10 protein-coding genes are annotated in these 13,787 nt (G+C 55.2%); 5 read left to right on the top strand and 5 right to left on the bottom strand.

What is annotated here, in order from left to right:
- Window positions 1-27 precede the first annotated feature (27 nt).
- The gene (locus V3851_RS16845; RefSeq protein WP_331847717.1) at window positions 28-2,208 is read right to left on the bottom strand and encodes an MMPL family transporter; all 2,181 of its coding nucleotides are present in this window, start codon (window positions 2,206-2,208) and stop codon (window positions 28-30) included.
- Between the two features lie 168 nt (window positions 2,209-2,376).
- Between V3851_RS16845 and V3851_RS16840 the strand changes: the two genes are divergently transcribed.
- On the top strand, window positions 2,377-2,994 hold the full coding sequence (locus V3851_RS16840) for a TetR/AcrR family transcriptional regulator (protein ID WP_331847716.1): 618 nt from the start codon (window positions 2,377-2,379) through the stop codon (window positions 2,992-2,994).
- 40 nt (window positions 2,995-3,034) lie between these two features.
- Window positions 3,035-3,337, top strand: a complete 303-nt coding sequence (locus tag V3851_RS16835; RefSeq protein ID WP_331847715.1) for a hypothetical protein — start codon at window positions 3,035-3,037, stop codon at window positions 3,335-3,337.
- Between the two features lie 53 nt (window positions 3,338-3,390).
- Here V3851_RS16835 and V3851_RS16830 read toward each other — a convergent pair whose 3' ends face one another.
- Both V3851_RS16830 and V3851_RS16825 read right to left on the bottom strand, forming a co-directional pair.
- Window positions 3,391-4,836, bottom strand: coding sequence for a SulP family inorganic anion transporter (locus tag V3851_RS16830; RefSeq protein WP_331847714.1), 1,446 nt, complete (start codon window positions 4,834-4,836; stop codon window positions 3,391-3,393).
- Window positions 4,837-5,006: 170 nt separating this feature from the next.
- On the bottom strand, window positions 5,007-7,310 hold the full coding sequence (locus V3851_RS16825) for a PAS domain S-box protein (protein ID WP_331847713.1): 2,304 nt from the start codon (window positions 7,308-7,310) through the stop codon (window positions 5,007-5,009).
- 214 nt (window positions 7,311-7,524) lie between these two features.
- On the opposite strand from V3851_RS16825, the gene V3851_RS16820 reads away from it, so the two are divergent.
- Window positions 7,525-8,814 carry an MFS transporter gene (locus tag V3851_RS16820; protein ID WP_331847712.1) on the top strand — a complete coding sequence of 430 codons (1,290 nt, stop codon included), beginning with the start codon at window positions 7,525-7,527 and terminating at the stop codon, window positions 8,812-8,814.
- An 81-nt stretch (window positions 8,815-8,895) separates the two neighbouring features.
- On the opposite strand, the gene V3851_RS16815 is transcribed toward V3851_RS16820, so the two are convergent.
- A complete protein-coding gene (locus V3851_RS16815) occupies window positions 8,896-9,828 on the bottom strand; it encodes a manganese-dependent inorganic pyrophosphatase (protein ID WP_331847711.1) in 933 nt (310 codons plus the stop codon).
- Window positions 9,829-10,035: 207 nt separating this feature from the next.
- Between V3851_RS16815 and V3851_RS16810 the strand changes: the two genes are divergently transcribed.
- Window positions 10,036-10,722, top strand: a complete 687-nt coding sequence (locus V3851_RS16810; RefSeq protein ID WP_331847710.1) for a response regulator transcription factor — start codon at window positions 10,036-10,038, stop codon at window positions 10,720-10,722.
- Window positions 10,719-12,272 (top strand): sensor histidine kinase, encoded by a 1,554-nt coding sequence (locus tag V3851_RS16805; RefSeq protein ID WP_331847709.1) that lies wholly within the window; start codon window positions 10,719-10,721, stop codon window positions 12,270-12,272. The genes V3851_RS16810 and V3851_RS16805 overlap by 4 nt, the downstream gene beginning before the upstream one ends.
- A 198-nt stretch (window positions 12,273-12,470) precedes the next feature.
- On the opposite strand, the gene hflX is transcribed toward V3851_RS16805, so the two are convergent.
- Complete coding sequence (hflX, locus tag V3851_RS16800) at window positions 12,471-13,763, bottom strand: GTPase HflX (RefSeq protein WP_331847708.1); 1,293 nt, start codon at window positions 13,761-13,763, stop codon at window positions 12,471-12,473.
- Window positions 13,764-13,787: the final 24 nt, after the last annotated feature.

Genomic DNA, 13,787 nt, shown 5'->3' with positions numbered 1-13,787 from the left:
AACATAAATTGGCACGGGTTGATTATTTCAAATAAAAAACGCCCAATTTCCGAGCAGCGTCGTGATCGCCGGAACCAATAGCGGACGGACGATAAAAGTATCGAGCAGCACCCCGATGGCCGTGATGATCCCGAATTGCACCAGCGCCTGAATCGGCAGCGTCGCCAGCACGGCGAATGTTCCGGCGAGAATCAGGCCGGCCGAGGTGATCACACTCCCGGTTTCCGCCACGCCTTCCCGAATCGCCTGCTTGAGCGGCATCGTTTTGCGCTTTTTCCAGATGCTTGAGATCAGAAAGATATTATAGTCTTCCCCGAGCGCCACCAGAAACACGAACGAGTACAACGGGATCAGCCCTTGAATCGCCGCGGTCCCCATGAGATCATGAACCGCCACCCAACCGAGCCCGAGCGCGGCGAAATAAGACAGCACCACGGTCAAAATCAGATAAATCATCGCTACCAGGGAGCGCAAATAGACCAGCAGCAATATGGCGATCAGCCCGATGACGATCGGAATGACGACCCTATCGTCGCGGTTGTTCGTCATTTCGGTATCATATTGGGTCGCGGTTTGTCCGCTGATCCATACTTTGGATTCCGGCGAAGAGATCCCGGCTTGCCGTAACGCCGTCTCCGCCGTTTCCCGCAGCTCCGGAATCAGGTTCACCGCTTCCGCCGAGTACGGGTTCATGGTAAACTCGGCGTCAAACGCCGTGATGTCCGGGTCGCCTTCACCCGAAACCGGATCGGATACTTTGCTTAAATACGGAAGCTTCACAAGCGCTTCTTTCAGCGCGACATCCTGCCCCTCCGTATCTATCATGATTTTCATCGGAGCCAATTCGCCGGGGGTGAATTTCTCGCCGATTACCGCAAATCCTTCGCGCGACGGCGAATCCTCAGGGAAGGAAGACAGCAAATCGACGGTGTATTGAATCCGGAATGTATTCAAGGCCGCCGCCCCGAGCAGGATCAAAGCCACGATCACGACCAGCCAAGGACGCTTCGTAACGAGATTGCCGATGAAAACGCCGAACTTGCTTGTGTCCGTTTTGGATCGGACCTGCGAAGCCCCGCCTCTTTTCCGGCTTCGCTCTTCTTCCATTTCCGCCGTACGGGGGACAAACGGATAGAAGGAGGCGCGGCCGAATATGGCCAGCAGCGCGGGCACCAAAGTCAGGCTGGCGAGAGCCATAACCAGAATCGATAGGCTGAATGGAACCGCAAAACGATGTACTGCCCCATACTTGGCCAGCAGCAGTACCAACAGCGCAATGACTACGGTAAATCCGCTCATGGCGATCGCGCCGGAGGCATCCTTAAGCGCGCCCAGAAGCGCTTTGGACTTGCTCTTTTCCTGTTTAAGCCGGTCGCGGAAATGCGAGATCAGGAACAGGCAATAATCCGTTCCCGCACCGAACAGCAGCACGGTCATGATCGAGATCGCCTGGGAGTCGACCGTGATCCACCCCAGTTCCGCCAGCTTGCCCAGGATCGGGCTGGCCGCCATATAGGCGAACCCGACGGCGATCAACGGGATGATCGCCAGAGTCGGCGAGCGGTAAATGAGCAGAAGCAGCACGAGCACGAGCAGCACCGTCGCGATCATCAGCGAAACATCGGCACTCGAAAACAGGCTGGACGCGTCGATTGAAATACCGGCCGGCCCGGAAATTCGCGCGAAAAGCTCGCCGCTCTTTACCCCTGCGGCAAACGGGTCGGCCCCAAACGCCGCTTCGGCCTGGTTGCGGATTTCCTGGCCCCCTTCTTTTAACAGGGCCGAATCCGCCGACTTGGCGAAGAATACCGGCATCACGAACGCCGTCCCGTCCTCGGAAGCCTGCTGCTTAAGCGCCGCCGGCGGTATCTGATCGAACGGAGGCAGCGATTGCTGCCCGGGAACCGGCTGGTCCGCAAGACTGGCGGAAAGCCGCCGGATCCCTTCATAGTCGGTATCGGAAAGCCCGCCCTCCCGACTCCAGACGATTAATGCGGGAATCCCGCTTTCGTCCGGGAATTGCTCTTCGGCGACGGCTGCCGCCCGGACGGAAGGATTGTCGGCCTCCAGATTCGCCGCATTGTTCTTTTCCATTTGGTTCACGCCGGGCCACATCGCGCTCAGCACGCCGACGATCACGACCCAAACAATCAGTGTGATCCACTTCGTCCGTTCACCCGAGACAAAGCGGGCTATTTTCAATAACATGTTTTTTCCCTCCACCTTATTTTTAAAACTCCCATATGAGTGATATTTATCATACCACAATAATTATATATACCGGAAGGTTAATTAATAAACAAAATGGAGCAAGGAGAGAATTGTTTACCTCTTGTGGTATAATAATTCGTCAGAAGAAGGTGTTGAGGTGATAATATGAGCACCCCCAGCAAGCGTCCTTTGGGACGGCCGGTTCAACAGCAGGACGGCTTGCCGACGTCCCGGCACATTTTGCAGACCGCTTCCCGGCTGTTTATGGCGAAAGGCTTCGAGGCCGTATCCATGAACGAAGTTGCCGATCAGTGCGGGGTTACCAAGGCGACGATCTATTACTATTATCCGAACAAAACCGAGCTGTTTGTCGCTTCCATCGCAGCTACACTGTCCGAGGTCAACGGGCGGATCGCGGAAGTGCTCGCCCAGTCAGGATCGTTCCAAGACCGGTTAATCCGCATTACGGAAAATTATTTAAAAATACCGCAGGTCCACGTAAACGGCATGTTTGCCCAAGTGAAGCGGCATTTGACGGATGAACAACTGCAAACCTTGATCCGGCACGAGAATGACCTATATGAAACGCTGAAGGAAGGCTTTGCAGCCGCGATGCGGGAAGGGGAAATTACCGCCGGCGACCCGCTGCTGGCCGCCCATTTCTATGTGTCGATGCTGCGGGCGGGCGAACGGCAGTATGACCAAGCCAACAAGCTGTTCCCGTCGGAACGGGAAGCCGCCGCGGCGATCGTGGCTTTTCTTTGGAGGGGCATTCACGTATAGAGTTTAACGTCTACGACTACAAGAAGGAGATACGGACACCATGGCATTCGGAATCAACAGGGAAGAACTGACCGCCTGGAAACAGGCGGTATCCCGGGGCGAGATCGCCTTTCTGACCCATTATTGGCTCGATCCCCGGTTTCCGGGCGCGAAAACCGTGACCAAGGTCGGCTGCAGCGATTTGGAACGTCTGGCGGCATGGTGCAGGGAGCATGATTTGAATCCCGAATATATTCACCACCGTCCCCCGTTCCCCCATTTCGATCTCCTCGGCCCGAAGCAGCGCGAGATTCTGATGCAGGAGCAGCTATGGGACCAGTTGGAACGGTTTCGCCTGCTGTAAAACAAAAATCCTCCTTAAACGGTCCGAATGAGACCCTTAAGGAGGATTTTCTTCTATTGGGACAATAATCCGCTTCGTTCAACCAGCGCCGTGCTTTCTTCGTTCAGCCCGATGATCGAAACTTCTTTGCCCATTTGCACATATTTGTTTACGATTTTTGAAATGGCGTTTACAGCGGAATGATCCCATACATGGGATTTGGAAAAATCGATCGCAATCCGCTCCGGATCGTCCGCCGGATGAAAGCCGTTTACGAAATGAGCGACGGTTCCAAAGAACATTTGGCCATAGACGGTATATGTTTTTACCTCGGGACCCCGCTCTTCCGCGATCCGGATACGCGCCATCTTCCAGGCGAACGCCAGTGCGCTGAGCAGCACGCCAACCGCTACCCCGATGGACAAATTATCCGTCGCCACCACGGTGACCACCGTGATGATCATGACGAAGGCATCGGTCTTCGGAACTTTGTGCAATGTCCGGAGCGATTTCCACTCGAAGGTTCCGATCGAGACCATAAACATGACGCCAACCAGGGCGGCCATCGGAATCTGCTTGACTACATCGCCGAGGACCAGAATCAAGAAGAGCAGCCCTACCCCCGAGACCAATGTGGAAAGCCGGGTCCGCCCGCCGGATTTCATGTTGACCATCGACTGGCCGATCATGGCGCAGCCCGCCATTCCGCCGAAGAAGCCGGTGACGATATTCGCCAGTCCCTGTCCCTTCATCTCCCGATTTTTATCGCTGGGCGTGTCCGTGATCTCGTCGATCAGCGTCGCCGTCATTAACGATTCCAATAGGCCGACAACGGCCAGCGACAAAGATACCGGGAAAATCGTCTTCAGCAAGTCCCACGACAAACCGACATCAGGCACATGGAAAACCGGTAATGCGCTTGTGATCTCTCCCATGTCCCCCACGGTTTTCACATCCAGACCCAGCGTGATCACCAGCACCGAAACGGCGATGATCGCTACGAGCGCGGATGGCACCGCCTTTGTTAAACGCGGAACTAAATATATGATGGCTAGCGTAAGCGCCACAAGGGCGTACATGAGCCAACCCTGCCCCGAGAAATGGGTGAGCTGGGCCATGAAAATCAGGATCGCCAAGGCGTTGACGAACCCGGTCATCACCGATTGGGGCAGGAAGCTGATCCATTTCCCCAGCTTCAGCAGGCCAAACACGATTTGCAGGATTCCCGCCAGCACCGTCGCGGCGAACAAGTATTCAATGCCATGATCCCGGACCAAGCCGCCCATCAGCAAAGCCATCGCCCCCGTAGCCGCGGAGATCATTCCCGGCCGACCGCCGGCAAAGGAAATGACGACGGCGATACAAAAAGAGGCGTAAAGTCCGACCATCGGACTGACCCCGGCCAGGATCGAAAAGGCAATCGCTTCCGGAATGAGGGCAAAAGCTACCGTAAGTCCGGACAGGATGTCATTTTTGACATTCGAAAACCAGCTGGCAGATATATTTTTTGTTTTAGACAATGAAGTGGGTCCTCCTTATGATGTAAATGAAAATGGGTCCGGTGCAACGCTCACGATCTCGATTATATGAAAAAAGGCCGGATAACCTCAAGATGGGTTACTGGCCCATGAAAGCGTTTATTTCGGGAGGATGCTTTCATTTCCTGACTTATTCTTTCATTTCATTTAAATTAAAAATATTTGTTGATAATCTCCGCTACGACCGAGCTTTTGATCGGTTTGCTGATATAATCGTCCATCCCTGATTTGAGCAGATTTTCTCTAACACCCTTCAAAGCGTTGGCCGTCACGGCGACAATCACCGGGCATTTCTCCGGCGGAATCGTGCTGCGGATAATTCGGGTGGCTTCCAGACCGCTCATTTCCGGCATATGAATATCCATAAAGATCATATCGAACGATTCGTACGCGACGCTTTGAAGGACTTCTTGACCGCTGGCTACAATCCGGGTGGAGTGCCCCAGTCCTTCCAGCATTTTTTGCAGCACGATCTGATTGATCTCATTGTCTTCCGCAATCAGAATATTCAGTCTCCGCCCTTTTGCCGGCGCGTTCTTCCAAGCTTTCGACCCTCCGGCAAGCTCCTCTTTTTCATTTTCCTTGAGACGTATGTCAAACATGAAGGTCGCTCCCGGTCCGTCCTGCGGCTGGACCCAAATCTCCCCGCCCATCAGGCCGACCAGCTTCTTCGTGATGGCCAGTCCGAGTCCGGTTCCTTCATACCTGCGGGTCATAAGATGGTCCAGTTGGGAAAACGGCTCGAACAGTAAAGGAATCTTCTCCGCGGGAATCCCGATCCCGGTATCGCGGACCGCGAAGCGGAGGCCGATATCCGGACCATCGTCCGCGATCCGGTTGACCGTCACCGTGACTCCGCCGGAATAAGTAAATTTTACGGCGTTGCCGACCAGGTTCAGCAGCACTTGCTTCAAACGCTCCGGATCGCCGTACAGGATGCCGGGAATATCGCCTTCCACGGAATAGGACAGTTCAAGCCGCTTCTCGCCCGCCCGGACCTTGAGAATATCCAGCGTTTCCGAAATGACCCGCCGCACATCGACGGCATCCATGTGAAGCTCCGCTTTGCCCGATTCGATCTTGGCAAAATCCAGTATATCGTTGATGATCGCAAGCAGCGTATCTCCGCTCTTGCGGATAATGTCCAGATACTCTCTCTGCGTGTCCGACAATTCCGTCGTTTCCATCATCAAATCCGTCATCCCGATGACTCCGTTCATCGGGGTGCGGATTTCGTGACTCATCATGGCCAGGAATTCGCTCTTGGCCTGGTTCGTCCGTTCCGCCGCCTCCTTCGCGATCAGCAGCTGCTTCTGCTCGCTAATGTCCTTGGCGATAATATAAAAGCCGACATTCTCCTGATTGATAATAATCGGCGCGATGGTGGTCAACACCTCCACCATTCTTCCGTCCTTCGTTTTGATTCTGTCGATTCCTTTCTCAATCGAGACATCGGCGGCCGCGGCGGATAAAATGCTCTGCAGCTGGCACTCCTCGATAAACATGGTGAAGCACTGTCCCGCCATCTGTTGAACCCGATAGCCAGTCAATTTCTCGGCCATCGTGTTGGTGTTTATGATATGGCCGTTCAAATCGAGGGAGAAAACGGCGTCGTGATTGTATTTCTTGAGCGAATTGTATCTTTCGACGGTTTCCTGGAGCTTGCGCTCCACCTGCTTCCGGTCCGTAATATTCTGCACCGTGCCGGTCATTTTCACCGGTTTGCCTTCCTCATCGTAGGTAACTATCCCGCGCAAATGCAAGTACTGGGCTTCCTCCCCGTCGATTTCGTGCTGAAATTCAAAATCGAAATGCCCCTGCCGCAGGGCTTCACCGATCGCTTCGACCAGCCGCTCCCGCTCGGACGGATGCACGATATGCAGAATATCGGCCGTGGTCAAGTTCTCCTCTTTTTTCTCGATGCCGAATAAATGATAGAGCTGATCAAACAGGGCAACCCTATCTTCCGTGACATACCATTCCCAGCTTCCGATCCGGGCGATGCGCATCGTTTCTTCCAGCACGGACTCCTCATACTTCCGCTTGGAAATCTCCCGTCCGACAGCCAGTATTCTCGGTTTATCCTCCCCGTCCTCCGCCAAATGGAGCGCAAATTCAAACCATATATAATCGCCGGCTTTATCCCTGATCCGCAGCTCCGTGACCGTTCTGCCGGTCCGAAGCAGCTCTTTGCCGATCGGGAGTTCGCCATGCTCCGGGTGGCACCATGCCGTGTAACGGACACCGACGACCTCCTCGGGGGTATACCCCAGCCAGCTTGTAACCGACGGCGAGCAATACAGACCGATCCCGTCCAGATCGCAGCAGTAAACCAGCTCGTCCATCGTCGCAAGAATAAAGCGCGCCCAATCCTCCGGCTGACCGGCCGACTTCGCCGGGACCGTGCCAAAACCGCCTTCATTAAGAGACTTTTCCCCTCTGCGTCCGTTGCCCATAACCAGCCTCCGTCCCATGATAGTTAGTGTTTGCTGCACGTCAGTTTCATTCTCTCATAAAATCGGATTCATCTCTCATAAAAGCGGAAAAACCAAAAATAAATATACTTAAAATTTCCCTTTTAAACTTTTATCCTATCCCTTATTGTTATAGTGGGAAAAATCCGCAATTTCAATCTTATTTTAGAAAGAAAACCATACTGAGGTGATATTTATGACCCATCAAGCTCACGCTTCACCGGCAAATGCCAGCCTGTTCAGCAACCGGTTTTACCAGACGATCCTGATTTCAAACATTTTTTTGCAAATCGGGATCTGGGTCCGGAATTTTGCCATTCTGATGTTCGTCACCGAGAAAACGTCCAGCGACCCACTGGCGATCTCACTGATTTCCGTGGTCGAATTTGCTCCGATCTTTGTATTTTCCTTTATAGGCGGCGCCTTTGCCGACCGCTGGAAGCCTAAAAGGACGATGATCTGGTGCGATTTCCTGTCGGCCGTATCGGTATTTGCCGTACTGGTGACACTGCTGTTCGAATCGTGGTATGCGATCTATTTCGCTACCTTTATTTCGGCGATCCTGTCGCAATTCTCGCAGCCGTCCGTCATGAAGCTGTTCAAACAGCATATTCATCCGGATAAAATGCAGCAAGGCATGGCCCTGTTCCAATCCCTGATGGCGATTTTTATGGTGCTCGGCCCGACGCTCGGCATTTTTGCCTACCATCAGTTCGGAATCCATATCTCGATCGGGGTCATGGGCGTCGCTTTCCTGCTCTCCGCGCTCGTCCTGTTCCGGCTGCCCGCCGATGAAGAGGAGGAAGTCCAAACGGAACGCACTTCCAAATTGCGTCAGGAACTGGCCGACGGCTTCCGCTACGTATGGCGCAGTCCGGTGCTGCGAGTGCTCGGCGCGGCCTTTGCCATCGCCGGCTTCGCCGTAGGCACCATCCAGACGCTGGGCTTGTTCGTCGTGACTGAAAATTTGGGTAAGCCGAAGGAGTTTCTTCAGTTTCTGCTCATGGTAAACGGGGTGGCGATGCTCATCGGCGGCGCGGTCATCATGTCGCAAGCCAAAAAAGTGCCCCCGCAAATTCTGCTGGCCTTCGGCATGGCCGTGAGCGCAATATGTATTGTGGGCATGGGCGTGTCCACCAGTATACCATTAACCTTGTTTTTGCAATTCCTAAACGGGCTGACCTTCCCTTGCATCCAAGTCGGCATCAATACGCTGATTCTCCAGTCTACGGAGCAGTCCTATGTCGGCCGGGTAAACGGGGTGCTGAGCCCGATGTTCATCGGCATGACGGTCGTCATGATGTCGCTGGCGGGCGTGCTCAAGAAGCTGTTCCCGCTGGTCGGCATCTACACCGCTTCCGGCCTGGTGATGCTGCTTGGGGCGATCATCCTTATCCCGATCTTTAAGCTGAAACCGGCGCCCATTCCGGTTCCCGGGACGATAGAGGCAAGTATCAGCTCGGCAGGATCCAACGAATCGAGATAATTCCAAACAAAAAGAGTCCTGCAGCAAGGCCGTTCAACGGCTTAACCTGCAGGACTCTTTTGTAATAATCGGGAAAAACTATTAACGTTTGTTGAAAATATCGGTCAGTACCGGAACGATTTGCGATTTGCGGGATACGACGCCTTTCAGCAGCGCCTTGTTGTTTTCCAGCTTCACGTTATAGGCCGCTTCCACGGCGTCCGCCGCTTTACCCAAAGCAAGGCCTACGGAATCGTTGTTCAAAATATCGGTTACGACGAACAGGAACAGGTCGAGACCCTTCTTGTCCACGATCTCGTTCAAAGCGGCTTCGAGCTCCGCCTGGCGAGACAGTACATCGTTCACGTCAACCGCGTTCACTTGGGCGATTTCCACTTTCGCGCTGCCCATGGAGAATTCCTTGGCATCCAGCGAGATCAGCTGCTCGATCGTTTTGTCGCTGAGATCGGCGCCCGCTTTCAGCATGTCCAGCCCGTATTCTTCGGGATTAACGCCGGCGATGGCGGCCAGTTCGCGGGCCGCGGCCACATCCTGCTCGGTGCAGGTCGGAGATTTAAACAAAAGGGAGTCGGAAATGATGGCGGACAGCATCAATCCGGCGATGTTGGCCGGTACGTCGATGCCGTTCTCTTTGTACAATTTGTTCAGGATCGTTGCCGTGCAGCCGACAGGCTCCGCGCGGTAATAAAGCGGTCCGCTCGTTTCGAAATTGGCGATCCGGTGATGGTCGATCACTTCGGCCACCCGCACCTGCTCGATGTCGGCAACGCTTTGCTGGCGCTCGTTGTGGTCGACCAGAATGACGTCCTTCACTTCGCCCGCGGCGGCTTCAATCACGCGCGGCGCTTGGAAGCCGAAGCGCTCGAGCGCGAATTTCGTTTCGCCGTTGGGTTCGCCCAAGGCGACAGCCTCAACGTTCCAGCCCAGCTTCGTTTTCAGGTCGGCATAGGCGATCGCGGAGCAAATCGTATCCGTGTCCGGATTTTTATGTCCGAAAATCAATACTTTTTCCATTCGTTTACTCTCCTTTTCGTCATTTCGCTTACAAAAGTATATCTCAGAACCGGATTCACAATCAAGGGCCAAGCATGCTAGGATCAAAGAAAAGACACGTTTCCGGCGGCAAATTTCAGGTCCTCCTCAGGCGGCGTTCAGCGAACGCTCAGGGTGGGCGCACATAATAGTAGAAGACATTCGTGCAAGACACTGGAGGCATTTTTCATGAAAAACGCAAAAGGCGTCAAAATCTTGCTTGTTGACGATGAACCGCATATTACGCAATTTTTGGAGCTCGGGCTAATGAACGAAGGGTTCGAGATTCGCACCGCGGCCGACGGAATGGGCGCTATCAACCTCGCCCTCGAATTCCAGCCGCATGTCGTCGTGCTCGATGTGATGATGCCGGGCATGGACGGCTGGGAGGTCTGCCGGCTGCTGAAGAAAAATCTCGGCAATGTCGCGATTATTATGCTGACGGCCAAGGACGAGGTGGAAGACCGGGTCAAGGGACTGACGACGGGGGCGGACGATTATGTCATTAAGCCGTTCAGCTTCGAGGAACTGCTCGCCCGGATCGGCGCCCGTCTGCGCAACCAGTTCCCCGCCCTGTTCGGCGAGGTGACTTACGGCCCGTTCCGGCTGGACGACCGCAGAAAGGAAATCCAGTACCAGGACCGGGTGCTTGAGCTGTCGCCGACCGAATATGAGCTGCTGAAATATCTCGTGATCAACCACGGAATCGTATTGAGCAAAAGTACGATTCTCGACCAGGTTTGGGGCTACGATTTCGGCGGCGAGGAAAATATCGTCGAGGTCTACATCCGCTCCTTGCGCGAAAAGCTGAACGATAAGGATCACCGGCTGATCCGCACGCTCCGGGGCGCGGGCTACCGCGTCGACCTGCCATGAAGCGCCGGAGCCCGTCCCGCCTGCTGCCGGGACGGTTCCGCTCGCGCTCCCTCCGCTCCCAGCTGCTGTCTCGCTCGCTTCTCATCCTTGCGCTGCTCCTGCTGCTGATCGGCGGGGTACAATATTTCGTGATGAAAAATTTTCTGTACAGCAACCAGGCGGAAACGCTGCTGTCACAAATCCGCAGCCTGCCCAAGGAGCTGATCATGAACGACAGTTTCACCCCCAAGCGCTGGGAGAGAAACGCTTCCGGCGAATCGGAAGCGCCGGCGGCGGGGACGGGAGCCGCCGCCGCTCCCGGAGTGCCGGGTGACGGCATACGCCAGCCGTTTCTGTTCCTTCCCGATACGTCGCTTGCGATCGTAGGCAGGGAAGAAGGATTTATGAGCCGGTCCAACGAATCCGGCCTTCCGGCTCCGCAGCTGTCCGACGAAGAATACGAGGCGATCCGGGAGGGATGGGTCGGCAAAAGGAACGGCGCCTACAAAATCGCACATGACAAAAACGGCACCGAACAGCTGCTGGTGTTCAGCCCTGCCGATGGCCCGCGGGGATGGGACCGGCTGATCCAGATGGGCATCGCCACCGCCCCGCTGCGGGCGATCGCCTTGCGTCAACTTTTCATCTTTATCACCTTGTCGCTGCTCGCGCTGGCCGGCGGGCTCATGCTCTATCTGCCGATTCTGCGCAAAACGCTGAATCCGCTAAATCGGATGGTCCGCACGGTCGAGGAGCTTGACGCCGGCAATTTGGACCGGCGCTTCCAAGCTTCGCTCGGGCAGGCGGAGATCGACCGGCTGGCCGAGTCGTTCAACGGGATGCTGGAGCGGCTGCAGATCTCTTTCGCGTCCGAGCGGGAGGCCAAAGAACAGATGCGCCGGTTCATCGCCGACGCTTCGCACGAGCTGCGCACGCCGCTGACCTCGATTCACGGCTTCCTGGAGGTGCTGCTGCGCGGGGCCGCCAACAACCCGGAGCAGCTTGGCGCGGCGCTGAACAGCATGCTCGGCGAAGCCAAGCGGATGAAGAAGCTGGTCGAGGACCTGCTCACCCTAGCCAAGCTGGACCGGACTCCGGTCGCCAACCGCACCGAAACCCGTCTCGACACACTGGTTGCGGAAATGGAGCCGCATCTTAGAATGCTCGCGGGCGAACGCACCGTCACTTTCGATCTGGCTCCGGAAATCAGAGGCATGGTCGACAGCGACAAAATTAAGCAGGTTATTCTGAATTTGTTCCATAATGCCGTACAGCATACGGACCCGATCAAGGGGAAGATCGCAGTCTCCCTGACCGCCCTGTCCTCTCCGGCCAATAATACAGCGCTGCTTAGCGTCCGGGATAACGGCCCGGGAATCGCGCCGGAGCATCTGCCGCATGTGTTTGAGCGTTTCTACCGCAGCGACGCGGCGCGGACCCGCAAGCAAGGCGGCGCCGGGCTCGGGCTCGCCATCTCGCAATCGATCATCGAGGCCCATGCGGGCCGGATCGAAGTCCGCAGCAAACCGGGAGAAGGCGCAATCTTCGAGGTGACGCTGCCCGCTTTGTGACAGGCTCTGTTTGCTCTGTTTGCCCAGGACTAATTTTTCTCTTTGCCTCCATTGGCTTTTCCTGCAAAAGTGCAGGTTTTGCCATATAGGGCATATCCAATTCAAAAAAACCTGCAAATATGCAGGTTTTTTCGTATTCCTTCGTCTTTCCGGCGGATTAGCCCCGAAAAGGATGTACTTTTGCAGTTTTCTCCAAAACTATTCCACCGATGCGTTTTCCGCCGCGGAGCCATCCACAACGTACTGCTTATACTTTCCGTAATCGCTGAGCTTGCATTCCATTATGAGCTTGGTACCCTCAGGCTCGTAGTCGGTCGCGAATATATGGGCGCGCTCATTAAAGTAGGATACGACCGCTCCTTGATCGTAGGGGATCAGCATCTCGCAGCGGATATAGTCTTTGAACACCCGCTCGCGAATTTGCTGCACCAGCTCCCGGATGCCGATTCTCGGCTTGGCCGCGAGATAGACGGTATCTCCCTGGATTTCAGGTATCGGCTGCCCGGTGAGATCGGATTTGTTATAAGCGTACACGACGGGGATATCCGTAATTCCGATCTCCTGCAGCGTCCGGTTCGTAATATCGATCAGCCGCTTATATTCCGGGTTGGAGTAATCCACCACATGAATGAGCAGATCGGCCTCGGCCACCTCTTCCAGCGTCGAACGGAACGCCTTGACCAGATGATGCGGCAGCTTGCTGACGAAGCCGACCGTATCGGTCAACAGGAACGTCTTGTTATCCTCGAGCGGAATGCTGCGGACCGACGTTTCCAGCGTCGCAAACAGCATATCCTTCTCGAACACCTGCTTCTCCTGCTCCGGATGGAACAGCTCCATCATCGCGTTCATGATGGTGGATTTGCCGGCGTTGGTGTAGCCGACAAGCGAAACGACCGGCACGTCGTTCTTCTTGCGCTGCTTGCGCTGGGTTTGCCGGTGGGCCACCAGCGTCTCCAGCTCCTTGCTGAGCGCCGTGATCTTCTCCTCGATCCGCCGGCGGTCGAGCTCCAGCTTGGTTTCGCCCGTGCCGCGGTTTTTGGTGCCGACCCCGCCGCTTTGGCGGCCAAGCGATTCGCGCAGCCCCACCAACCTGGGCAGCATGTATTTAAGCTGCGCAACCTCTACCTGAAGCTGCGCTTCCCGCGTCTTGGCCCGCCGGTCAAAGATGTCCAGGATCAGCACCGTCCGGTCGATGACCTTGCATTTCAGGTCGGCTTCCAGATTGCGGATCTGCGAAGGGGACAGCTCGTCGTTAAAAATGACGAGATTCCCGTCGTTCGCTTCCAGGAGCGCAAGCACCTCCTGTATTTTTCCAGTGCCGATATAATGGGACGTGTTGATCTTGACCAGATTTTGCGTCATCATCGCTACGACCTCCACGTCGCAGGCCTCCGCCAAATTCGCGAGCTCTTCCATCGAGTATTCGAAATCGTCCTGGTGGTTCAGATTGACGCCGACCAGGATCGCTTTTTGCTGCAATTGTTCCATATATAGTTCCTCCCTCGGAATAAA

This window comes from Paenibacillus haidiansis (assembly GCF_036553665.1).
Classification (GTDB): Bacteria; Bacillota; Bacilli; order Paenibacillales; family Paenibacillaceae; genus Fontibacillus; species Fontibacillus haidiansis.
Note: the sequence above shows the minus strand (reverse complement) of the source record. Positions and strands in the feature narration are given on the sequence as shown.

Coding starts and splice junctions, on each gene's coding strand:
- V3851_RS16825 (WP_331847713.1), bottom strand. CDS start 7,310: ATGGGCAACGGACGCAGAGGGGAAAAGTCTCTTAATGAAGGCGGTTTT.
- V3851_RS16840 (WP_331847716.1), top strand. CDS start 2,377: ATGAGCACCCCCAGCAAGCGTCCTTTGGGACGGCCGGTTCAACAGCAG.
- hflX (WP_331847708.1), bottom strand. CDS start 13,763: ATGGAACAATTGCAGCAAAAAGCGATCCTGGTCGGCGTCAATCTGAAC.
- V3851_RS16820 (WP_331847712.1), top strand. CDS start 7,525: ATGACCCATCAAGCTCACGCTTCACCGGCAAATGCCAGCCTGTTCAGC.
- V3851_RS16845 (WP_331847717.1), bottom strand. CDS start 2,208: ATGTTATTGAAAATAGCCCGCTTTGTCTCGGGTGAACGGACGAAGTGG.
- V3851_RS16805 (WP_331847709.1), top strand. CDS start 10,719: ATGAAGCGCCGGAGCCCGTCCCGCCTGCTGCCGGGACGGTTCCGCTCG.
- V3851_RS16810 (WP_331847710.1), top strand. CDS start 10,036: ATGAAAAACGCAAAAGGCGTCAAAATCTTGCTTGTTGACGATGAACCG.
- V3851_RS16815 (WP_331847711.1), bottom strand. CDS start 9,828: ATGGAAAAAGTATTGATTTTCGGACATAAAAATCCGGACACGGATACG.
- V3851_RS16835 (WP_331847715.1), top strand. CDS start 3,035: ATGGCATTCGGAATCAACAGGGAAGAACTGACCGCCTGGAAACAGGCG.